Annotated in this window: 18 protein-coding genes and 4 pseudogenes; 6 read left to right on the top strand and 16 right to left on the bottom strand. The window is 66.8% G+C overall.

Annotated features, from left to right (window positions below; translation table 11 throughout):
• Nucleotides 1-161: 161 nt before the first annotated feature.
• The 3 genes and pseudogenes from ltrA to L2C96_RS37680 all read right to left on the bottom strand — a co-directional run bounded on the left by ltrA (nt 162) and on the right by L2C96_RS37680 (nt 3,451).
• A complete protein-coding gene (ltrA, locus tag L2C96_RS37690; protein WP_199542766.1) occupies nt 162-1,616 on the bottom strand; it encodes a group II intron reverse transcriptase/maturase in 1,455 nt (484 codons plus the stop codon).
• A gap of 573 nt (nt 1,617-2,189) precedes the next feature.
• Nucleotides 2,190-3,026: pseudogene (locus L2C96_RS37685) on the bottom strand (IS256 family transposase); the annotation flags it as partial.
• 35 nt (nt 3,027-3,061) lie between these two features.
• Entirely contained in the window at nt 3,062-3,451 is a 390-nt protein-coding gene (locus L2C96_RS37680) for a hypothetical protein (protein WP_199542763.1), read from the bottom strand.
• A gap of 27 nt (nt 3,452-3,478) precedes the next feature.
• Here L2C96_RS37680 and L2C96_RS45450 point away from each other — a divergent pair.
• From L2C96_RS45450 to L2C96_RS45435, 5 genes and pseudogenes are all read left to right on the top strand, one after another.
• Nucleotides 3,479-3,826 (top strand): annotated as a pseudogene (locus L2C96_RS45450) (enoyl-CoA hydratase/isomerase family protein); the annotation flags it as partial.
• Between the two features lie 26 nt (nt 3,827-3,852).
• Nucleotides 3,853-4,302 (top strand): enoyl-CoA hydratase-related protein, encoded by a 450-nt coding sequence (locus L2C96_RS44865; protein ID WP_272883823.1) that lies wholly within the window; start codon nt 3,853-3,855, stop codon nt 4,300-4,302.
• A 5-nt stretch (nt 4,303-4,307) separates the two neighbouring features.
• A pseudogene (locus tag L2C96_RS45445) lies at nt 4,308-4,862 on the top strand (enoyl-CoA hydratase/isomerase family protein); the annotation flags it as partial.
• A 227-nt stretch (nt 4,863-5,089) separates the two neighbouring features.
• On the top strand, nt 5,090-5,368 hold the full coding sequence (locus L2C96_RS45440; protein WP_110341439.1) for an enoyl-CoA hydratase/isomerase family protein: 279 nt from the start codon (nt 5,090-5,092) through the stop codon (nt 5,366-5,368).
• Between the two features lie 30 nt (nt 5,369-5,398).
• Nucleotides 5,399-6,366 (top strand): annotated as a pseudogene (locus L2C96_RS45435) (CoA transferase); the annotation flags it as partial.
• 570 nt (nt 6,367-6,936) lie between these two features.
• Here the strand turns inward: L2C96_RS45435 and L2C96_RS37665 are convergent.
• From L2C96_RS37665 to L2C96_RS37625, 9 genes are all read right to left on the bottom strand, one after another.
• The gene (locus L2C96_RS37665) at nt 6,937-8,568 is read right to left on the bottom strand and encodes a long-chain fatty acid--CoA ligase (protein ID WP_110341443.1); all 1,632 of its coding nucleotides are present in this window, start codon (nt 8,566-8,568) and stop codon (nt 6,937-6,939) included.
• A gap of 11 nt (nt 8,569-8,579) precedes the next feature.
• Nucleotides 8,580-8,987: an SCP2 sterol-binding domain-containing protein gene (locus L2C96_RS37660; RefSeq protein ID WP_110341445.1), complete on the bottom strand. Its 408-nt coding sequence runs from the start codon at nt 8,985-8,987 to the stop codon at nt 8,580-8,582.
• A 46-nt stretch (nt 8,988-9,033) separates the two neighbouring features.
• The gene (locus L2C96_RS37655) at nt 9,034-10,524 is read right to left on the bottom strand and encodes an aldehyde dehydrogenase family protein (RefSeq protein WP_308191222.1); all 1,491 of its coding nucleotides are present in this window, start codon (nt 10,522-10,524) and stop codon (nt 9,034-9,036) included.
• An 11-nt stretch (nt 10,525-10,535) separates the two neighbouring features.
• Nucleotides 10,536-11,135: a sigma-70 family RNA polymerase sigma factor gene (locus L2C96_RS37650; protein WP_236808370.1), complete on the bottom strand. Its 600-nt coding sequence runs from the start codon at nt 11,133-11,135 to the stop codon at nt 10,536-10,538.
• 123 nt (nt 11,136-11,258) lie between these two features.
• Nucleotides 11,259-11,579, bottom strand: a complete 321-nt coding sequence (gene fdxA, locus L2C96_RS37645; RefSeq protein ID WP_110341451.1) for a ferredoxin — start codon at nt 11,577-11,579, stop codon at nt 11,259-11,261.
• Nucleotides 11,567-12,640 (bottom strand): NAD(P)/FAD-dependent oxidoreductase, encoded by a 1,074-nt coding sequence (locus L2C96_RS37640; RefSeq protein WP_110341453.1) that lies wholly within the window; start codon nt 12,638-12,640, stop codon nt 11,567-11,569. The genes fdxA and L2C96_RS37640 overlap by 13 nt, the downstream gene beginning before the upstream one ends.
• Nucleotides 12,641-12,749: 109 nt before the next feature.
• Nucleotides 12,750-13,733: a R2-like ligand-binding oxidase gene (locus L2C96_RS37635; RefSeq protein WP_110341455.1), complete on the bottom strand. Its 984-nt coding sequence runs from the start codon at nt 13,731-13,733 to the stop codon at nt 12,750-12,752.
• Between the two features lie 81 nt (nt 13,734-13,814).
• Nucleotides 13,815-14,921, bottom strand: coding sequence for an NDMA-dependent alcohol dehydrogenase (locus tag L2C96_RS37630; protein WP_009156912.1), 1,107 nt, complete (start codon nt 14,919-14,921; stop codon nt 13,815-13,817).
• A gap of 189 nt (nt 14,922-15,110) precedes the next feature.
• A complete protein-coding gene (locus L2C96_RS37625) occupies nt 15,111-16,511 on the bottom strand; it encodes a sensor histidine kinase (RefSeq protein ID WP_199542760.1) in 1,401 nt (466 codons plus the stop codon).
• A 38-nt stretch (nt 16,512-16,549) separates the two neighbouring features.
• Here L2C96_RS37625 and L2C96_RS37620 point away from each other — a divergent pair, with 38 nt between their 5' ends.
• A complete protein-coding gene (locus L2C96_RS37620) occupies nt 16,550-17,218 on the top strand; it encodes a response regulator transcription factor (RefSeq protein WP_110341457.1) in 669 nt (222 codons plus the stop codon).
• A 12-nt stretch (nt 17,219-17,230) separates the two neighbouring features.
• On the opposite strand, the gene L2C96_RS37615 is transcribed toward L2C96_RS37620, so the two are convergent.
• From L2C96_RS37615 to L2C96_RS37600, 4 genes are all read right to left on the bottom strand, one after another.
• Complete coding sequence (locus L2C96_RS37615) at nt 17,231-17,443, bottom strand: hypothetical protein (RefSeq protein WP_110341459.1); 213 nt, start codon at nt 17,441-17,443, stop codon at nt 17,231-17,233.
• A complete protein-coding gene (locus tag L2C96_RS37610; protein WP_237339561.1) occupies nt 17,440-18,795 on the bottom strand; it encodes a peptidylprolyl isomerase in 1,356 nt (451 codons plus the stop codon). Before L2C96_RS37610 ends, L2C96_RS37615 begins: the two co-directional genes overlap by 4 nt.
• Entirely contained in the window at nt 18,792-21,008 is a 2,217-nt protein-coding gene (locus tag L2C96_RS37605; protein ID WP_233520112.1) for an MMPL family transporter, read from the bottom strand. Before L2C96_RS37605 ends, L2C96_RS37610 begins: the two co-directional genes overlap by 4 nt.
• A 119-nt stretch (nt 21,009-21,127) precedes the next feature.
• A complete protein-coding gene (locus L2C96_RS37600; protein WP_009156918.1) occupies nt 21,128-22,423 on the bottom strand; it encodes an MlaD family protein in 1,296 nt (431 codons plus the stop codon).
• Nucleotides 22,424-22,430 lie beyond the last annotated feature (7 nt).

Raw genomic sequence — 22,430 nt, 5'->3', positions numbered from 1 at the left:
TTCAGACCTCGCACGATCGCATCCCGGTGTTGGCGTCCGGCATAGCGGAACGAGTGGGGTCGGCCCGCAGCGCGGTGCCGGTGTTGCCACCGGTCCGTTTGCGGGCCGCCCGCCGAACCCGGCGTGCCCGTTTCCGTGCACCGGGCTCTCCGCGAGTGCCGTTATGCCTTCTGGGCCGTCCACAGGTTCGGGATCTTCGCGCCCCGGAATCGGTAACGCTGGATGCTCACCGTTGCGGGTTGGAAGAGCCGGACGCCGTTGCTGGTGGGCCACCACTGGCCGGGGCCGTAGTAGCGGCGGATGATCCACCGCGCGTTCCGGTTCGGATGCTTGTTGCGCAGCCAGCGCCAGACCCTCCACCACAGATGGTGGTCGAGAGCGCCGAACGCCCGGCTGGACGCGCCGTGCCGGAAGTAGAAGGCCCAGCCGCGGGTTATCTGTCCTAAACGAACGAACAGCTTGTCCGCGGGGAGGCTGGTGGTCTGTCTGCCGGTGGCTGCGCTGACCTTGCGTCGAATCGTCGCCAGGGACGTCTTCGACGGATAGGTGTAGATCAGCCGCCGGTCGCTTCCTTTCTGCCGGTGTCGCTGGATTTGAAACCCGAGAAAGTCGACGCCCTCGTCGATGCCGGTCACCCGGGTCTTGTCGGGCGCCAGCCGCAACCCGACCTGGTCCAGGACCGTTTCGATCTCCCCGTAGAGGTTCTCGGCGTGCTGCCGGGTGCCGAAGACCATCACCACGAAGTCGTCCGCATAGCGGATCAGGCAGTAGGTCGCGGCCCCGCGCCGGGTGGCTCGCCAGCGTTGGATCTGGGTGCCCATCGCCTCCCACCGGGCGCGGAAATGCTCGTCGAGAACACTCAAAGCGAGATTGGCCAGCAGCGGCGAGAGGATGCCGCCCTGAGGAGTTCCGGTGGTGGTGTCCCGGAAGTCACGCAACTCGTCCAGCAGGCCCGCCTTCAGGAACGCCTTGATCAGCGCCAGGACACGCCGGTCTCCGACACGAGTCCGCAGCCGGTCCATCAGGGCCGGGTGCGAGATTTCGTCGAAGCAGGCGGCGATATCGACCTCGAAGACCTGCTCGTAGCCGCGTGCGGCGTGAAAGCGGATCTCCTCGATGGCGTCCTGGCATCGGCATTGCGGGCGGAACCCGTAGCTGCACGGGTCGAAATCGGCCTCCAGGATAGGTTCCAACACCAGTTTCAAGGACGCCTGCACGACGCGGTCGCGCACCGTTGGGATCCCCAGGCGGCGGATTTTGCCGCCCGTCTTGGGGATCTGCGCGGTGCGCACCGGGGCTGGCCGGAACGAACGATTCTTCACCGAGGACCGCAGTTCGGTCAGGAAACCGGCCACGCCGCGTTCGCTGTTCTCGATCGACCACGCGGTTGCCCCGTCGATCCCGGCCGTCTTGGCGCCCTTGTTCTCCCGGACTCGGGTCCACGCCATGACGAGGAACGCCGGGTCCACCACGAGGTTGAACAGATCATCAAAGCGACGGCCCCGGTCGGCCGTCGCCCAACGGTGCAGTTTGGTCTGAATCCCCAGTACCCGCTCCCGGACCACCAGTGGGCGGTCGAGCAGAGCACCAATATTCACCGGTGCGTCTTCCGGCATGACAGCATCCTTCCCGCTCACATCGCTGCCGCCCTTCGCCATGTGACCGGCTCTCCCGGCCTCGGACTACTACGGTGGCTCCGCCCCGTCCCGGCCCGATCGGCCGGCAGCGGACCCAGCCTCACGTCACCGCATCGGACACACGGTCGCGCAAGGCAGGACCGGGACGGTTCCCGTGTTCACCTGTTACCGATCAACGAGTTAGGCGCCCAGCTATACCCGGCGGCCCTCGGGACTACGCCGCAGACCTTCATCCCGAACTGTCACGACCGACGGCTTCGATCATGACGGGAGGCCCCATCGAAACAGTGGGGACCACGCACCACGCCCCGGCCCAGATCCACCAGGCTCGAGCCGGTTCCTGCTAACGAGGCTTCACCGCTGGTTTCTCACGTGCACCTTCTCGTCTCGCTCGCCGGGCCCGCACCATCTGGCGGTACTGGCACGTCCCGGCTTTGTCAGGGCCGCTTCCACCCTTCCCCGCCACTCCGCGGATCAGGCTGCCCTCAGCTTCACCAAACCGCTGCGACGGCCCGGCGTCGAAGGTCTCTCACCTCCGATCGAAATAACAGGCGCCTCACGGCGCACGTTGCGGATCAGGTGGATGACGCACGTCTGCACGACCGCCCGCTCCCACACCGTGATGATGGTCTCCGGCAGCCCTTTCAGCCCGTCGCAGACCGCGATGCACACATCGGCAACGCCGCGGTTCTTGATCTCGGTCAACACGCTGAGCCAGAACTTGGCGCCCTCGCCGCCGTCTCCGGCCCACAGGCCGAGGATGTCACGTTCGCCGTTGACGGTAACGCCGATGGCGACATAGATGGGCCGGTTGGTGACCTGCCCGTCGCGGATCTTGACGTGGATCGCGTCGATGAACAGCACCGGATACACGCGGTCCAGTGGCCGGTTTGCCCACTCGGTCATCTCCGCGACGACCTTGTCGGTGATCCGCGAGATGGTGTCTTTGGAAACCTTCGCGCCGTAGACATCGTCGAAGTGTGCGGCGATCTCACCGGTGGTCAGGCCCTTCGCCGATAGCGACAGCACGATCTCATCGACACCGGTCAACCGGCGTTGCCGCTTGCGCACGATCTGCGGATCGAACGAGGAGTCGGTGTCGCGCGGCACCTCGATCTCCACCGGCCCGATCTCGGTCAGTACCGTTTTCGATCTGGTGCCGTTGCGGGAGTTCCCGCTGTCGCGGCCGGCCGGGTCGTGCTTGTCGTATCCCAGGTGCTCGGTCATCTCCGCGTCCAGCGCGGTTTCGAGCACATTCTTCGTCAGTTGGTTCAGCAGCCCGTCCGGCCCCACCAGGTCGACGCCCTGTTCCTTGGCCTGCGCGAGCAGCTGCTCCGCCAGCCGCTGCTGATCCACATCATCGGTCACGAGGTCCAGTGTTTCGGTCATGATCGATCCTTCCCGCCAAGCTCACGCCCGGCGTGTCAGACCAAGATCAGATCCACCGTTGTTCGGACAGTCCCGGACGGCCCAGATCGCCGAGCTCGGCGACCAGTTGCGTAATGAGTTTCCTTGCTGGGCCTCGCTTCTGGCCCGAAGTGCAGTAGCGAGCCGAGGCCGAAGGCCAGCGACCGCGGCGACGAACTTGGTCGAGGAGCAGTCCTTGCTCGTTTGCGGGCGAGTTCGCTGGTGCCGGGCCACTCGACGTGACCGAGCGCGCAGTGCAGGACGGTGATGCGATCGAGGACTCCCACGGCCTCGGCGAGGGTACAGACCTCGTCGAGCATTGCTTGTGAGTCCTTGCCGCCGCTGCTGTTGACGAGGATGACGTCATAGGCGGCGAGATTCGGCATTTCGGTGGTTGACGCGTGCATGAGTCACCTCTTCATCAACGTGACGCGATGGCGATCCTTAGTGGACGATCAGTGGAGTCGTTCGGCGGTGCGCGAATGGCGCGAGCGCCGGCCGACGCTCGCGCGATCGGTGTGTCAGCCCTCGAACGTGACGTCGCCCTGGACGCAGATGCGCAGTGGAACCGTGCGGTCGCCCGTGCCGCCGAGGACGGCCAGGTGGGCGTGATCGTGTTGACCGGCGCAGGAGAGCGAGCCTTCTCCGCCGGCGGTGACGTCGCCACCGAGAGCGCGCGGACGATCTCCGCCGCGGCAGGAGCCGACGCCTTCGACGAGAGGTGCGAACGGCTGTACCAGGCGTTGCGAGATTGCCTGAAACCGGTGATCGCCCGGGTGGACGGATACGCGATCAGGGCGGACACTACATGGCGTACATGTGCGACTTCACGATCTCCTCGGACCGGTCAGTGTTCGGGCAGAACGGGCCGCGCGTGGCCAGCACGGCCGAGGGATGGATCGTCAGCCACCTCTGGTCCGTCGTCGGCATGAAACGGGCCAAGGAGATCTGGATGTTGTGTCGGCGCCACGACGCTCAGCAAGCTCTCCAGTGGAGCTTGGTCAACTCGGTCGTACCGGCGGATGAACTCGACACCGAGGTCCGGCGCTGGTGCGACGAACTGCTGGCGTTGAGCCCCACGGTACTGAAGCTGGTGAAGAAGTCGTTCGACGACTCCCTGGCACCGGTTCGCAAGGCGCAGGACCGGTTCAAGATCCTCGACCAGGCCAACCCCGGCTTCTGGACTTGGGGTGAGCAGACCGAGGGCGCATCGGCGTTCCTGGAGAAGCGCGCCCCCGGCTTCTCCCCGTGGCGGTGAGTACGATGGGAACGCCCACGGAGAACGGCTACGTTCGGGTCAAGGTCGAACGGGCGGTCGCGGTCCTGACTGTCGACCGGCCACCCGCCAACGCGCTCGACCGGCAACTCGTGGACCAGCTCAGCCGGGCGGCCACCTCACTTGTGCGGCGGGGAGACGTCGGTGCCGTCGTGATCACCAGCACCCGGTCCAGGTTCATCGCCGGCGCCGACATCAAGATGTTGCGCGGGCTCGATGACTCATTGTTTCCGAGGTTCGTCAGCGCGATCCAGCGCGGTTTCGACGACTTGCAGCGGCTGCCGATGCCGAGGATCGCGGCGGTCAACGGTCCGGCCGTGGGTGGCGGGCTGGAGCTGGCCCTGGCCTGCGACCCGCGGTTCGTGGCCGAAGGGACCCGGCTGGGCCTGCCCGAGGTGCGGTTGAGGCTGCTTCCCGGGGCGGGCGGCACGCAGCGACTGGTAGAGGCCGTCGGTAAGGGCCCGACGCTAGAGTTGCTCTACACCGGTAGGGCGGTCACCCCCGAAGAGGGGTTGCGTCTCGGGCTAGTCGATCAAATGGTGCCGGCGGAACATGCGATCGGCTGGCAGACCTGGGCGGAGCTGGACGCGGCCCTGTCGGAGGTCAGTGAGGACAGCACGATCCGCGCACTGGTGCTCACCGGAGCCGCAGGCTGTTTCTCGGCGGGCGGGGACGTGAAACCTCCCCGTCCCGAGGCGAAGGCATCGGCGCCCCATCCGCCAGGTTGTCTGTCGGGGACCGCGCCCTCACCAGGCTGGCGCGCCTGTCGATGCCCACGATCGCCGCGGTGGAGGGCTTCGCGGTCGGCGTCGCCTGGAGCCTGGTGCGCTGCTGTGACCTCGTCGTCACCGCCGAAGACGCCTTCTCCGCGGCCCCGTTCCCCCAACGCGGGATGGCGCCCGACGGCGGGTTGGCCTGGTTTCTCACCCGCAGTCTGGGCCCAACCCGCGCGGCTGAACTACTGATGCTCGGTGAACGGTTCCCGGCTCCTACCGCGGCCGCGGCCGGACTGGTCAACCGCGTGGTGCTTATGGAGAAGCATGGGTAAGCGCGGCGTACTGGACGGGGTGCGAGTGTTCGACGCGCATCCCAACTGCTGCCGGGACCGTGGGCGGCGCAGGTGCTCGGCGACCTCGGTGCCGAGGTGACCAAGGTGGAGCCGCCGGGCAGGGACGGCGGCCGGCTGATCCGCGGTGAGCTATTCGCCGCGGCAAACCGCAACAAACACGGCGTGGTCATCGACCTCAAGACCCTGGCAGGCCAGGCCGAGTTCCTCGACTTGGCGCGGGAGCACGACGTGCTCGTCGAGGGCTTCCGACCGGGCGTGATGAACGAGCTCGGCGTCGGCACGAACGCGTCGCCGAGATCAATCCCGGCATCGTGTACCGCTCCATCTCCGGCTACGGCAGCCGCGGCGAGCAACTGCCCGGCCACGACATCAACTACCTCGCTGCATCCGGCACACTGTCGTTCAGCGGGCGCTGGAGCCAGGAACCACGCCGAGGCGTGCCGATGGCCGACCTCGGCTCGTCGTGCTTCGCCTCATCGCGATCTTGTCGGCCCTGTACGAACGGGCCCCATACCAGCCTAGGCTGCCACCTCGACGTGAGCATGACCGACGTGATGACCGCGTGGGCCGCCGCGCGCGGCGGCCCACCGCTGGAGCGCGGCGCGGACGACCGGCGCCACCTCTACCCCACCAACGATGTCTCCGCGACCGCCGACGGGGCGCTGGCTCGCCCTCGGCGCCGTCGACGAGCGGTTCTGGGCGCCGACCCGCGCGGTGCTCGCGACCATCGAGCCTGCGTTCGCCGACACGCGGTTCCCAGGCCTGGGGAACCAGCTGCGACATGGCGACGAGCTACACGCGCTGCTGCACCGCACATTCGCCACCCGCGACCGGACACCCGGCTCGTGCTGTTCGCCGGAACCGACGCACCGGTCAGCCCGGTCCGCGCGCTCACCGAGGTGGCCGAGAACAGCGACCTGGGTGCGGACGTTGGACGGAGAACGGCACGTCGTGTTCCCGGTACGACGCGACGGTGAAGCCATGGGACAGCTACGGAACTCCGCGCCGACGTGGAAGGGAGTCTGATGTGGATTCCGCGTTGCCAGGAACCAGGAACGGATTAGCGAAGGCATCCGGTACGTCGCGAACTGGTTCGATGACTATTGGTCCGCTCGGGACCGGCTCGACGGATCAACCACCACGCGACCACACCGCGCACCACGTCGAGCGCCACTCCTGGCAGATCGCGGTGCAGCCAGCAAGCGGTGGCTGTGCCCCCGTTCCCGCTGAAGGAGCTGTCGCGTGTCATACTTCAGGTCGGGTTACGTGTCGCAGTCGTGGGGGACACCTGGGCGGTCCAGGGTCGTGCGCCGCGCCTCCGTATGTCGGCGCGGCGCACCCGGGCAGTGCGGGGCGAGCGGCTGTAACTCGGCTCTCTGCTTGGGTTGACGCTACTGGATATCAATCCTCGGTGCTACTTCGCGCCACGGTCGGGGTCTCATGGTCGATGCCCGGTGACATGCCGACAGGTAGCTCACACCTCATCGTTGGTGAGCTCCGCCAGCCGCAGCCGGAACCATCGACACTGCTCCTGATGACGAACGAAGCTATTCGTATACTTCGTTCACCGCCAGCCTGCCATCCGAGTGGATACGGCGTAGAGCCTTCTTGTCGAACTTGCCGACGCTCGTGCGCGGGACCTGGTCAACGAATGCCCATCGTTCCGGCAGCCACCACTTCGGAACCTTGTCGGCCAACCACGACCGCAGCTGGTCGGCAGTCGTCTCAGTGCCGTCTCGAAGCACCACGGCGGCAAGGGGTCGCTCCTGCCACTTGGGGTCGGATACGGCGATGACCGCTGCCTCGACGACGTCGGGATGGCCCATAAGCAGATTTTCCAGCTCAACCGAGGAGATCCACTCGCCACCGGACTTGATGACGTCCTTGGCCCGGTCGGTTAGGGTGAGGAACCCGTCCGGGCTGATGTTCCCGACATCGCCGGTTCGCAGCCAGCCGTCGTGGAACCTGTCCTCGGCTTCGACACGATAGTACGACCCGGTAACCCACGGACCACGCACCTCCAACTCGCCGACCGCCTTGCCGTCGCGCGGGAGCACCCTGTCGTCGTCGTCCACCAGCCTGAGTTCGACGCCGCAAACTGGCCGTCCTTGAGTGGCCCGGTACCGCATTCGGTCTTCCCCTTCGGCGGCGGCCGGGGGCGTCGCGATTGCGCCAAGCGGCGAAGTCTCGGTCATGCCCCATGCCTGCACGATCGTGACGCCGAACCTCTGCTCGAACGACTCCATCAACGCTCTCGGCACCGCCGAACCACCGCAAGCGACCAGGCGCAACGAGGAGAGGTCGATGTCCGGGTTTCGATCGACATGATGCAAGAGGTCATTCCAGATGGTGGGCACAGCGCCGGCAAGCGTCGGGCGCTGCGCCTGGATGATGTCCGCCAGAGGTTCTGCTTGCAGGAATCGGTCAGGTAGCAGCAGGTCCGCGCCAGCCATCAACGCCGCGTAAGGCAGGCCCCATGCGTTGGCGTGGAACATCGGAACCACCGGAAGCACTCGATCGGGTTCCGCGATGCCGAATGCGTTCCCGGAACACGCGGCCATCGAGTGTAGGTACATCGACCGGTGGCTGTACACGACGCCTTTGGGATCGCCGGTCGTGCCACTGGTGTAGCACATCGCCGCCGCCGCGTTCTCGTCACCGTCCAGCCAGGGAAACTCGGACGACTCGCCAGCCAGCACATCCTCGTAACGCAGCACCTCCTTGCCGCATCCCGCCAAGGAGGTGATGTCACCTTCTCCGGTCACGAGCACGAACCGCACGGTGTCGAGGCTGGGGAGAACCTTGGCCATCAGTGGGATGAGCGACGAGTCAACGATGACCGCCCGGTCTTCGGCGTGTGTGGCGATGAACCGAATCTGTTCGGGCGACAGCCGGATGTTGAGGGTGTGTAGCACGGCGCCCATTGATGGGATCGCCGCATAGGCCTCCAGGTGCTCCTGGTTGTTCCATTGGAACGTCGCGACCCGGTCGTCGTCGGCGACACCGAGGCGACGCAACGCGTTCGCCAGCTTGCCACACCGCTCGCCCAGTTCGCGGTAGGAAACCCGCCTGACGCCGTCACCGGTAGCCGTGAGGACTCCACGATCGCCGTGGTTCTGCACCACGTGCCGCAGGATCGAGGACACCGTCAGCGGTGTTGTCTGCATGGTGCTGAGCATGGTGACCTCCGTTACGCCGAAAGCAGGTCCTGTCGACCGTCCGCTTCCAGCATCTCACGATATGCCGGGAACAGGGACTTCGCGGCGGGCACAAGTTTCAGGACCTTCGAAGTCGGTCCCTTAGCGCGGACCTTGCCCTTCGCCAACGCGGTCGCGAGGTTGAGTTCGCCGAGCCAGAACCGGTTTCCGTCGTCGGCTGTCATGAACAGTTCCACAACGGGCTTGAGATCGGTGGCGCCCGCGTACACTTTGCCGTTCGGCATGTCGACCGTGACGACCGCGTCGGGATCGGTGTACGTGATCTGCAGGATCACCCCTGAGCCCGACAGTTTTGGGCCGATCTTGGGATCGGCGAGCCCCTTCTCGAAGACCCCTCCGATGTACTTGTGAACTTCCGCCTCGTCCTTGAACACGCCCATTGCGATTTCCTTTCTTGTGGTGTGAGCCTCTGCTTGGCTCTTGGGATCAGTCGAGGTTCAGCCACACAGACTTCGTCTGTGTGTAGCCGAGCAACGCTTCCTCGCCGAGATCGCGTCCGTAGCCGGACGCCTTGAAACCGCCGAAGGGCGCGGCGGGGTCGATCATGTTGTACATGTTCACCCATACCGTGCCCGCATCCAATTCCGCTGCGACGCGGTGGGCCCGCCTCACGTCGTTGGTCCACACGCCCGCGGCCAATCCGTAGGCGCTCGCGTTGGCACGCCGAACCGCCTCGTTCTCGTCGTCAAACGACAGCACCGACAGCACCGGCCCGAAGATTTCCTCAGCCGCGATGGACATGTCGTCGCGGACCTGGGTGAACACGGTCGGGCTCAGGAAATTGCCGTTAGCCAGTACACCATTCGGGCGGTCACCACCGCACACCAGCGTCGCGCCTTCGCGCAGCCCCGACTCGACATACCCCTGCACGCGCTCCAGCTGTTTCGGCGAGATGAGCGGGCCCATCTCGGTGTCGTCGGCCAGTCCATGACCCAGTTGGATCGCTTTCGCCGCCGAAGCCAGCTCCTGTACCAGCTCGTCGTGAACGTCGCGATGCACGAACAGCCGTGATCCGGCGCAGCACACCTGCCCTTGGTTCATGAAGATCCCGGTCAGCGCGCCTTGTGCCGCGGCGGCAAGGTCGGCGTCCGGAAAGACGATGTTCGCCGACTTCCCACCCAGTTCCAGCGTCAGCTTCTTCAGGTGTGGCGCGCTCGCGGTGACGATGCGCCTGCCGGTGTCCGTCGAACCAGTGAACGAGATCTTGGCCACGCCGGGGTGATCGATCAGCGCCTGTCCCGCCTCGGGCCCGTAGCCGGTGACCAGGTTCATCGCGCCGGGAGGCAGCCCAGCCTCGAGTGCCAACTCCACCATCCGCAGGGCGCTCAACGAGGTGAACTCGGACGGCTTGAGGACGACGGTGTTTCCGGCCGCCAGCGCCGGTGCCACCTTCCACGATGCGATGAGCAACGGGAAATTCCAGGGCACGATCGCGCCGACGACGCCGAGGGGTTCCCGCCGAGTATAAACCAGTGCCTCTCCGACCGGAGGAGAGACCGGCACGGTTTGCCCGGTCAGTTTCGTCGTCCAGCCACCGTAGTAGCGCCAGACCTGCGCCGCGAGCGCGACGTCGACGTACATCGACTCGGTGAACGGCTTTCCGTTGTCCAGGGTTTCGAGCGTCGCCAATTCCTCGGCATGGGCGTCCAGTATCGTCGCGATGTCGAGCAGAACATGCCCGCGGGCTGCCGCGCTCATCGCTCGCCATTCTCCGAAGGCCGACTGCGCCGAGGCGACCGCCTCGTCGACGTCGGGCTTCCCGCCGGCCGCAATGCTGGTCAACGTCGCACCGGTCGCGGGGTCCTGAGTCGTGATCTGGCCGTTCCCGGTCGCACTTCGCTGCTCCGCACCGACCACGATGCTGTCCGAAGCCCTGCCGAGAAATCGCTGGACGGATTCCGGAACGTCAACGGTCATTGTTGTCATCGTCAACTGCCTTTCTCTCCTCCGGACGGTGCCGGCTGCACGCGACGCCGCCCATCCGCAGATCCGCCAATCAACTCGCCAAGACGACGAATCGCCCGATACTGCAGAGCACGCGCCGCACCGGGTTCGCGGTCCAGTATTCTCGCGGTCTCGTTGACCGAAAGATCGCAGAAGAACCGCAGCACAAGACACGTCCGCTGGTCATCGGCGAGTAATCCCAGGCACCGGATCAGTTCCGCTCGCGCGATCCCGAGAATGACGAGCTCCTCCGGCGTCTCGTGACCGGAGGCGTCCGGAAGCTCGTCGACCGTGACCTCATGCCGCACGGACCCGGACTTCGTGTGGTCGAAGATGATATTGCGGGCGATGGTGAGGAACCACGCGCCCGCATCTCGTCCCCGGTACTCCAGCGAGTTGATTGCCCGCAGCGCCCGCGCGAACGTCTCGCTGGTGACGTCCTCGGCTAGGTGCCGATCGCGGACACGGGATAGGGCAAAGCGGTGAACGCTGGTCGCGAATCTGTCGTACAGCACGGCATACGCCGACGCGTCTCCTCGTTGAGCCGCACGAACAAGCACCCAGTTGTCAGCGGACAGGTCCACGACATCACCGCCGGCCTGTCCGTCATCGGCGGCGCTGCGTGCTCCTCGTTGAGCCACAGCGGTTGAGCCCACACTCACTCCTCGTGATGCGGCATCGCGATCGCGACGCACCTTCGACCTTGACTAGTCCTCCTTGGGAGGGAGCGTTTTCACGAACTCGGTGTCGGGTATCGGGGTATCCACTTTGGTCGATCCTCCCGGTGACCCGATCCCCGTAAACGCCTGCTGCGCCGACTCCTGGAATGGTTTCCATTCCTCGTCAACGTGTTGTGCGGGACGGATGGCCTCTACTGGGCATACCGGCTCGCAGGCCGCGCAGTCGATGCATTCCGTCGGGTGGATGTACAGCATCCGTTCGCCCTCGTAGATGCAATCGACCGGGCATTCCTCGATGCACGTCATGTCCTTGACGTCGACACACGGCTCGCCGATCACGAACGCCATCCTGCGACCTCCTTGCTTCGCGGCTGTGCAGAATTTCCCTCGGGCGCCAACGGTTCCGACGCGGGCACGAGATCACTCGAATGCCCGGGAGCAAGAGTCGCGTCCGGATTCAACTCGACGGCAGCGTTGTTCACGGCGAGCGCCACCTCGCCGAAACCGACGGCGATCAATTTCACCTTGCCCGGAAAGGTCGCCGCGTCCCCAGCGGCATAGACGCGCGGCAGATTCGTACGCATCCGGGTGTCGACGCGGATGGCCCGCCCCTCCATCTCAAGGCCCCACCCGGCGATCGGGCCGAGGTCCATCAGAAAACCCAGTGCGGCGACCACGACCTGAGCCTTCAGCTCCCGCGCGCCGTCCTCCCCGCGCACAGTGACGTCCACGCTCTCCACGCTGTCGTTACCACGAACCGCGGTAACGGTGGCGTCGAGCACCAGGTGGCACGGACTGTCCTTCACCTGCGCGACCGAATGTTCGTGCGCCCGGAACTGCTTGCGACGGTGCACGAGGGTGACCGACCGGGCACGCGGAACCGCGGCCAGTGCCCAGTCCAGCGCCGAGTCGCCACCGCCCACCACGACGACATCCTTGCCGTCGAACACCTCCAGCTGCGGGACGAAGTAGCAGAGCCCGCGCCCGAGAAGCTCCTCACCTGCTGGTAGCGGACGCGGGGTCACCGAACCCACTCCGGAGGTGACGATCACGGCTCTCGTGTTGACGACGACACCCGAGGAGGTCGTCACCCGCCAGCCATCGGCAACTTCCCGGATGTCGCTCGCCTGCTGAGACAACAGGAATCGGGGGCCGAACGGTTTCGCCTGCTCGAGGAGGTTGCGGATCAGCTGCTGCCCCTGAACAGCGGGCAGGCCTGCGATGTCGTAGATGTTCTTCTCGGGGTAGATCGCCTGTACCTGACCACCGGCCTCCGGTAGCGGATCCACCAACGCCGTGGTAAGCCCACGAAAACCCGCGTAGTAGGCACCGAACAAGCCCACGGGCCCGGCGCCGACGAACAACACGTCAACGGTGACCTCGCCAGCTGGCGCGGTTGTTGTGCCCATCTCTTGCTGCCTCGATTCTGGTGACCTTGCCGACGCGAACTGTTCGCCCGGGTCGGGTCTCCGCCCCCGGACGAACAGTTCCACGGAACAGTGCTCGGAGCGCGTCGGCTCAGGACACGGCCGCAAGCGACTTCGCCACGGCCTTCTCGTCCTCCTCGGCGAAGGTGTCCTCAAGCTGCATAGGCGAGTAGTCCTCGTCGATCTCCTCGACGGGGCGGCCCCGTGCCCCCTCGATCGACTCCAGCCGACGGTTGATCTTGTCCATGCCATAGTCGGTCATCTCGTCGAGATCGATACCGAACGGGGCCCGCGCAGCTTCGAACTGGTCGAACAGCTTCACGATCAAACTCATCGCTGGCTCGATTAGTTCCTGCATCCGCTCCTCAACGACCTCCCAGGTCCGCTCGTCCGCGGCGACGTGACGGCGGCACGTGAAGGTACCCCACGCCATGTGCCTGCGCTCGTCGTCGCCGATGTACTTGATGAGCTGCTGCATGCCCGGCAGGATGTTCCTGCTCGCGCATACCTTCGCCCATCCGAAGTAGCCGGTGAGGGCGAGACAACCCTCGACGACGTGGTTGTAGGTAATCGAGGCACGCACCTGCGCCGCGGGCGACGGGTCCTTCTCCAAGGCGTACAGGGACTTGGGCAGTTCCTCGGCGAAGATTGTCTGGTATGGCTGGCTGTACTCCACGTACTCATGCAGGTCCGTGCCGAGCCCGACGGCGTCGAACCACAGTCGGAAAGACTGCATGTGCTTGGCCTCTTCGAAGGTGAACTGGGTGAGGTAGGCCTCGTCGGCCAGCCGTCCCTCTGCCGCCATGGCCGCCATGAACGGCTGGAGGTCCTGAGCGACCGACTCCTCCCCGGCCATGAACTGTGAGGCAAGGATGCAGGTCAACTTCTTCTCGTCCGGCGACATCGCGGCGAAGTCCGCGGCGTCCTGCGAAAAGTCGATCGTTTCCGGGTCCCAGAATTTCTTGTTTCCCTTCCGGAACAGCCGCATAGGGAAGGATTCCATGCGTAGGCCGCCCTCACAGAGGCTGCCATACCCATTCCGCTTACCGTGCTGGATGACGCGGTCGATTGCCATGTCACATCCTCGATTCGAATACACGCCGGATAGGGCGGGAATAACTTGGCGACGATAACTGTTTCTGTCGACTTAGGAGTTTCAGAAGCGGATCATTCCGCGGATGTTCTTTCCGTCACGCATGTCCTGGTATCCCTGGTTGATGTCCTCCAGCTGATACTCAGCGGTCACCAGTTCGTCGAGCTTGAGTTGGCCGAGGTTGTACAACTCAAGCAGTCGCGGAATGTCATGCTGCGGATTCGAGGATCCGAACAGCGCGCCCCGGATCTGCTTCTCGTAGAGCGTGAGTTCGAAGAGGTTGCCGCTCATCGTGTGCTCGTCCGGATGGCCGATCGCGGTGACGATCACACGCCCACGCTTGCCCACCAGACTCAAAGCGGGCTCGATGTAGGAGCCCTCGGCGACGTCGGTGGTGAGCACGCATACGTCAGCGAGCTGCCCGCGGGTCAACTCGCTGACCACGTTCCACGCTTCGTCCATCGACTCGGCCGTGTGCGTGGCCCCGAACTCGCCCGCCTTGGCACGTTTGTACTCGACCGGATCAACGGCGACGATGGCACGCGCGCCGGCGGCCCGTGCTCCTTGGATGGCATTGACACCGATGCCACCGGCCCCGACCACGACGACCACGTCGCCGGCACGCACTTCGCCGGCCCGGGTGGCGCTACCGAATCCGGTCGTGACCCCACACCCGACAAGGGCGGCCTTCTCCAGCGGAAACCCTTCGTCGATCTTCACCACCGAGGCGGCGGGCACCACCGTGCGCTCGGAAAAGGTACCCAGCAGGCACATCTGGCCCGCGTCCTCGCCGCGAGTATGGAACCGGTAGGTGCCGTCCAGCTGCGGCCCGAGGATCACCGCGCCACCCAGATCGCAGAGGTTCGTCATGCCACGGGCGCAGTAGGAGCACTTGCCGCATGCCGGGAGAAAGCTCAAGACAACAGGATCGCCTTCGGCCACCTCGGTCACGTTCGCGCCCACCGCCTCAACGATGCCGGCGCCTTCATGTCCACCCACGACCGGGAACGGGATCGGGATGTCGCCGGTGACGAGGTGCTCGTCGGAATGACACAATCCGCTGGCGGCCAGTTTGACCTGGACCTCACCCTCGTTCGGCGGGTCGAGGTCGATCTCTTCGACCTGCCACTTCTCGTTGAGGCCCCACAAGACGGCGGCCTTGGTCTTCATCGACATCGTCTCCTTCGACTCTGAAGGGCTTCTTCCCCCAGCGTATGGGGAATGCGCACCCGGCAATACGGGCCATCCGTGCCGCGAGTGGCCCATGAAGGCCACGGACAGTGTGGGCCGCGCAAGATCGGTCGAGGCCCAGTTGGTCTGGGCGCACCATCGCCACCCCCTGGCGCTCGTGGTGCGGACCTATGGGTGAGGCGACTGGGTGGGTGGGCGACCAGCCAGCGTCCGCACGGGCAATGTCACGCGCACGGCCAACCCGCCTCCGGCGGCCTCCTGAAAGTCGATCGTGCCGTTCAGCGCCTGGATGATCTGGTCGACGATCCACAGGCCGAGACCTGCGGTGCCTCGTTCCTGCCCGGCCTGCGCGAACTTGGCGGTGAGCTCGACGGCGCGGTCAAGGGGCATTCCCGGCCCTCGGTCGGCGATCTCCAGTGACAGCGAGCCTTGGTCAAGGTTCGCGATGACACTGACCGGCTGGTCACGGCCGTGGCGGGATGCGTTCTCCAGCAGGTTTGTGACGACCCTGCGGACGAGCTGGGCATCAAGTTGGGCGTGGGCGTTCGATGGCGAGACGATCAATCGAAGTCGTTCACGCGGCAGGCCAGCAGCGTCAGCAGCCATGAGTATGAATTCGTGCACGTTCACCACCCGAAGGTGCCCTGTGCTGAAGGCTGGTCGCCGGCTGGCTGCGACGTCGGCCAGCGCGTTGAGCATGGCCGACAGGTGCTCGACGTGCGCGGTCAACAAAGCGAGGCGGGGGTCGGCGGACTGCGCCGTGCCACCGGTCTCCCGCGACAGATCACGGACCAGCGCATCCAAGGATGTTACAGGTGTGCGGAACTCGTGGAGGATCACGCGCAGCCCAGTCTGCTGCGCGTCGTAGGAGGCCGTCAGGCGAGTCCGGAGATCGCGCTCTTCGTCGGCCACGATGCGCGCGGCGGCGGTCTCCGCCTGAGCTAGGCCGCGGGCGCGTTCGGCGTGCTCGTTCAGCAAGACGAGCCCCGAGGCGAGCGCACCGGTGAAGAGCAGGTACAGCGCCCACCACACCCCGGCTAGGAGGCGATCGTGGGTTGGGCCGCTCGTGGGGTTCACCGTCAGCGCGATTGTGACGAAGCAGCCGCCGAGCAGCAGGGCCACTCCCAGCGTGCTGATAAAGGACAGTCGGGCAGCCGCGGCGACGATGACCAGAAACAGGATAGACACCGCTGGGCTTTGCGCGCCGCCGGATGACGCCACGATCCCCGACGCCAGCCCCGCGTCCAGGACGGTGATGATCGCAGCCGGCACTCGACCCTCGACCTCCCAGGTGGGATGTCCCAACATGACGGTCGAGTAGACCGTCGCGATGCCGACGAGATACCATGCCGCCGCCGTGTGCTGGACGAACGGGCTGGACCCCACCAGCAGGAGCACCGCCGCTGAGAGCACGACGCCGACCCGGACCCAGACGGTGATCAAACCGACCGGACGCAGCGTGTCGCCAGGATCCGGCTGCCCCGCCAGGTACCGGCGTGACCGAGGCGCTCGCCACCAGCTCATCGCGGTAGCGGGCACCTGCGTCGCGCCCACGTGGTCGTCTGGCATCTGAACCCCACTGGTTACAGTCGTATTAAGGTTAGGCCATGGATGGTGATAAGCTGGTGGTGGTCATCGTCGACGACCACGATCTGTTCACACAGGGCTTGGCTCTGTTGCTGGAGAGCCGGGTCGGCGATCGTATCTCGGTCGCAGGGTCGACCAGCCGGCCGGAGGAAGCGGCCGCGCTGGTCGGTTCGACTGGCGCCGGTCTGGCGATCGTCGATCTCGCCATGCCGCCGATCGGCGGCGTGGCGGCAGTCCGGCACATCAAGTCGCGCCATCCGGACACCAGGATCTTGGCGCTGTCGGGCACCACCGATCGGGGTTTGGCGGAGGAGGCATTGTTGGCGGGCGCCGACGGTTACCTGTCGAAGTCCGCGGACCCCGACACGCTCGTCGCCCCATTACTAAGCGTCGCGGCCGGTTTCCGAGTCGTCGAACCAGATCTGTTCACCGCGCTGCTGGATGGCATCCGCCGCCCGCCGGAAACGATTCTCCAGAGATTGGATACCGAGGAGATGCGCCTGTGGGGCTTGCTCGCGCGGGGCGCCGAGACCATCGAAATCGCCGAACGGATGCTGGTCTCCGAGCGTACGGCCAAACGCATGATCGCGGCCCTGTTACACAAGCTCGACGTCGGGAGCCGCGCGGAAGCCGCGGGACTGGCTGGATACTATGGGCTGATCGACCGGCCCAAGGATACGGGCGTCTGAGACATGCCGGCATCAAGGTCCCCACAAGGCCAGAACGGACAGGACGACGAAGGCAGCCGCCACCACCTGTGCGGCGACCGCACCCCGGCGCAGCACCCGCGCGCGGCGGGCGCGTTCCCGGGCACCGAGCGCCGCAGGTACCGCCGTGTCGGCATTCCGCAAGCCCCACCGGCCGAGCAACACGAGTAGTACCGCCAGCACGAGCAGGGGACCCGCCGTGCTCACCGGGGACCCCCTTGCCGGGGCGGCTGACCGGGTTCGGCTGGCTCCTGCCCTTGGGGAACCCCGAGCTCACCCGGCTGCACGCTCGGCGGAGCGTCCGGGGATGCGGGCAGGTAGGCATCGGCGTACTGGATGTCCGCGTCGCGGATTCGCTCGGCCAGCCAGTCGCGCCAGGTTTGGAGCTTTCGTTCCAGTTCGAGTTGCTGCTTCAGCGGGTCGCGCACCTGGTCGAACCTCGCGGGCTCGGCCGGGGTGATTCCGGTGACCATACCGACGTTCCAGCCGAACTTGTTCTGCACAGGGCCGAAGTGCTCACCCCGCCCAGCGGCGAAGGCTGCCTTGGCGTAGCCGGGCTGAAGCTGGTCCCGGGTCACGGTGCCAAGGTTTCCACCGTCGCTTCGGGTCGCGCTGTCAAGACTACGCTGTCGGGCAAGCGTGTCGAACGATGCCCCGCTGCGGAGTTCGGCAACGATCCGGTCTGCCTCGTCTTTGGTCCGAACGACGATGTTGGCCAGTTCCCGGCGCTCAGGAGTCCCCAGCTGATCTTTTCGTTTGCTGAATGCCTCACGGATTTCCTGGTCGCCGACCTCCGGTGTGTCCTTGGTGACCGTGTTGAACAGCTGGTCCATGGCCAACTGCTTCTTCACCTCGTCCAGGACGGCTCGTTCCGACGTGCCCGCGTTGCCCAGCGCCTGGACGAACTGGTCGCGACCTTGGGTGCCTTCGCCGAACTGCTGGGTGACGAACCGGCTCAACGTGTCCCGGGCCGCCTTGTCCGCCACCACGATGCCGTGGTCCCGCGCCGCCCTGTCGAGGAGCAGGCTCACCGCATAGGCCTTGGGGGCGTCGCGCCGGAAACGGTCCAGCCTGCCGGGCTCCTGCGGTGGCTCGATACCGTAGAGTGCACGCCATGTGTCGGTGACTTCGCCTAGGTCGTCAACGGTGACGACACGATCGTCGATCCGGAAGGCGGCATCGTCCGGCAGTTGCTCACCAACCCACCAGAGGTAGCCGCCCGCGCCACCGCCCGCGAGCAGCAGCGTCACGGCCGCGACTGTCCGCGCCTTCCGGGTCCGCGGGAGCCTGATTCGCCTGAGGAGGCCGCGCAGGCCGCCCGGCTCACCGTCGGCGTTCCGCTCGGCATCTACGCCGTCCGCACCGCTGTCGTCGTTGTTGGCGATGTCGCGGTCTTGGCCACCCGTGCCCTGGGTTCCTTGCTCTCGCCGCTGGTCCGGCGAGCAATCCTCGGCGACGTGGGTGTCCCGGTCCGTGCCCGAACGCTCTGCGTCGTTCTCACGCGTATCAGCATCCTGTTCCTTGGCATCCGTCACGTCGGATGTCTGCCGCTGCTTCATGATCCACCTCCTGGCGTGGTGACGGATACGGGCGGAGTGGTCGCGGTCGCTGGGCGACGATCGCTCCGCCGGAGGGGCTTCACGGTAAGCCAGACGACGCACGCCGCGGCTCCGAGGGCGAGCAGCACCGATGCGGCGAGCAGCAGACCGAACTCCCGGACCGCCTCGAGCTGGGACACGGCGAGCACCGCGTACCCGACGGCCGATGTCGCCGTGGCCAGCAACACGGAGGTGCGCAGCGCGGCGTTGCCCCGTCGCACCGCTTCGGCGAGCAGCACGGTGAACTCGCACCCGACGGCCGCTGTCAGGGAACCCAGCGCGGCGGTGATCGGGGTCAGCGGAACCCGTGCCACCCACAGGGCGGCGAGGCCGACCCCGGTTGCGAGGGTGGCGGCGGCGACGGCGCGCGCGGCGTCGCTCCTGCGGCGCAGGCCGATCAGGAGCACGCCCCCAGCGGCGAGGATCCCCGCCACATTGGTGATGACACGGTCGGAGGAGACAAGTTCATGCCCGCGGACCGCAGCCATCGGCAAGCCGGTCAACTCCACCCGGTACCCCGTCGGGGGCGGTGGCAGGTTCCTGGCGACGTCGTCGCGCAGCGTCCGCAGCTGGTCGAGGTCGTCCATGCGCACACCGAAGCTGAGCACAGCTGCCCGCCGGTCGTCGCGGAACACCGAGCCGGTGAGGTACGGCGGCAGCAGCCGGGTCGCGGCCTCGATCTGCGCGGCGGACGGCGACGACCCGAGGAAGGGAAGCAGGGTGGCGGGCGAGATGACCGGCCGGAGCTGGTCTCCGTGCCGTTCGACGATCATGCTCTGAGCGCTGTGGGACCAGCTGACGGCCTGGGGTGCGAGCACGTCGGGGCCGCGCAACACCACCGCCACCTCACCGGAGGAGCCGATGACCGATTCCACCTTACGCGCGTCCTCGAGGGTTTCCAGCCCTGCGGCGAAGTTGCGGAAGTCGCTGTCGAGTCTCAACTGCGGCAGCATGACCCAGCCCGTCGCCGCGACCGCGACGGCGAGCAGCGCGGCAGCAGCCCGGATCGGCCAGGACGCAGCGGTGCGGGTAGCGGGCCGACGGTCGCCGCGAGGCTCAGCGTCAGCCCGTGACACCGCGCGCACCAGCACCATACCCAGCGCGGCGGCGAGCAGAACGCCGAAGGCCAGCGTCAGGCCGAGGTCCCGGACGAGGGGTAACGGGGACAGCGCCAGGGTGGCGAATGCCGCCGCGGTCGCGCTGGCGACCACCAGCACGACGCGACGCCGGGCGTGCTGCGCGAAGTAGGTTGGATAGTAGCTGCCGATGCCCAAGAGCACGGGAAGGAAGGCGACCACGCCCAGGGACAGGGGCCGGTCTAGCCACCCGAACGTGGCGACCGTGAGCGCCACCGCCACGGTGGTCGTCACCACGGGCAGGAGCCGTCGTCGCACACCCCGGGTCCAGGGGATGAGCAGAAAGCACGCGGCGACCGCCACCACCGCGATCCCCCCGATCACAGGGATTTCCCAGCGCACCTGACTGGCCAGATCCGAGGTCACCGTGGGAACGCCGGAAACGATGGCACGCTCGGCACCCACGGTGTCGCGGGCCGCCGAGACGGCATTCCGGACGCTCTGCACGAGCCGGTCGGTGCCGTCCTGGTCCAGCCCCTCGCGTGGCCGGATCAGCACGGCGACGGCCCGGTCGGACGGGACCATGAACCGCCACTGTGGTTTGGGTTGCCCGTCCGGTGTGTGGAGGACCGTCTCAACGAAGCCGGGGTTGCGCAACGTGGGCAGCCCAGCCGGAAGCCCTTGCACCAGGAGTGCCCCGTACCGGGCGTCGAACTCGGCCGCCGTCGCGTCTCCGCCTCGGGCGCGGAGGGCGTCGCGTCGTCCCGCGAGCTCGGCGAGCAGGTCCTGCACCCGGCCGGCGATCTGGTTGAGCGTGGTCGCGGGGCCGTAGGTGGCGGCGACGTCGGGTAGGCGTGACAGCTGGCCCTCCAGCTGCAGCAGCGGCAGCAAATGTTGCTGGTCGAGCAGCTCACCCGGCTGGCGTGACTCGAGCAGGACCACGACGGGGTCCCCGCCGAAGTCGGACGCCGCCGCCTGCAGCTCCTGCAGCGCGGGGTCGTCGTGTGGCAGGAAGGACTCGACACTGGTCTCCAGGCGCACCTGTGCCAGCCCGCCGATCAGGAAGGCGACCACGAGCAGGGCGCCCAGGATGGTCACGGCGCCGCGTTTGGTCCGGTACCGCGACCACCGGGGGCGCCGCTTCTCCGCTGGCGCATGGGAGTGCCGACCCCAAGGCATGGGCAGTCGGAGCCGGAGGCGTGGAGGACGCGGCCTTCTCATTTGTTATCACGCTGCACGCGGGGGTACTCGCCGTCGAACGGGCCCGGGTTGGCCGCCTCCCCCGGTGCGGGGTACGGGTTGTACTTGTCCAGCAGGGGGATCTGGTTGAGGTTGAGCGGGTTGCCCCGGACGCTCTGCTCGTTGACCGGCGGGAACGTCCGCAGCCAGCGGCCGTTGGTGTCCCCCCGTGCCATCGACTGTGCCATGTTGGCGAACATGCTGGCGACATCGGGGCCGTAGGGCCGCAAGTAGGCCAGCATGGGGTTGACGTCGGCGAGCGCCACGTCGAGGGTCGGCAGCAGGCGCTGCGCGTCGGCCGCCACCGCGGGGACCCTCGTGAGGGTGTCCGGCGCGGTGTTCAGCACGCCGTCCAGGGAGGGCAGCAGGCCGCGCAGGTCGGCGGAGGTCCGCGGCAGTTCCCGCAGTGCGGCACTGAGGTCGGGGGCGGCCGTACGCAGGTTCTGGGCGATGGGTGCCAGGCTGGTGGAGAGCCGGTCCAGGTCGTCGGTGGCGGCGCTCGCGCTGTCCAGGACCGGTGGTAGTCGACGGAGCACCGCCTCGATCTGGCCGGCGCCGTCGGCGGTGGTACGAGTCAGGGTGTCGGCGTCGGCGACCAGCCGGGCAATCTGTCCTTGGCTGGTGTCGAGCGCGGCCAGCAGGGTCGCCGTCTTCCCCGTGAGTTTCGACAGATCGTCGCTCTGGGCGGACAGCGCGGCCAGGGCGCCCTGTCCCTCCCGGCCGAGGTAGCCGAGGCCGGTGAGCGCACGGGAGATGTTCTCGCGGCTGCCTTCCGTCGCCCCGCCGAGGGAACGCACCGCGCTTGCCAGCGCCTCACGGGTGGGCTGGTCGAGGCTGGCCAGAACATCGTTGAGCTGCACCGGCGGCTGGCCGGCTGAGTCCGGCAGGGTGGCGCCGCTGGGCACCGGCGCGCCGTCACCGTCGCTGATCTCCAGGAAGGTCTCCTCGACCAGGGTCTTGTTCCGGACCCGCACCGTGGCACCTTCGTGCACCGGATACTGGTTGTCCAGTTCCATCGTCACGCGTGCCCGCTCCCCGGCAGGGCGAACCTCGGCGACTTCGCCGACCCGGACGCCGGCGACCATCACGTCCGCGCCGGGCACCAGGTTCGCCACCCGGGGAAAGCTCGCCGACAACTGGTAGGCCGAGCGTTGGAAGGGAAGCCGCCCGCCCGAGTTGTCCCAGAGATAGCCGAAGATCACGGCGCACACGGCGACGAAGACGATCAGGACGGTGAGCCGGATGGCCGGCAGCACGGAATGCGAGATTCTCATGGTGGTC

The organism is Amycolatopsis tucumanensis (assembly GCF_021654135.1).
Lineage (GTDB): Bacteria > Actinomycetota > Actinomycetes > Mycobacteriales > Pseudonocardiaceae > Amycolatopsis_E > Amycolatopsis_E tucumanensis.
The sequence above is the reverse complement of the archived record's forward strand: the minus strand, read 5'-3'. Positions and strand labels throughout refer to the sequence as shown.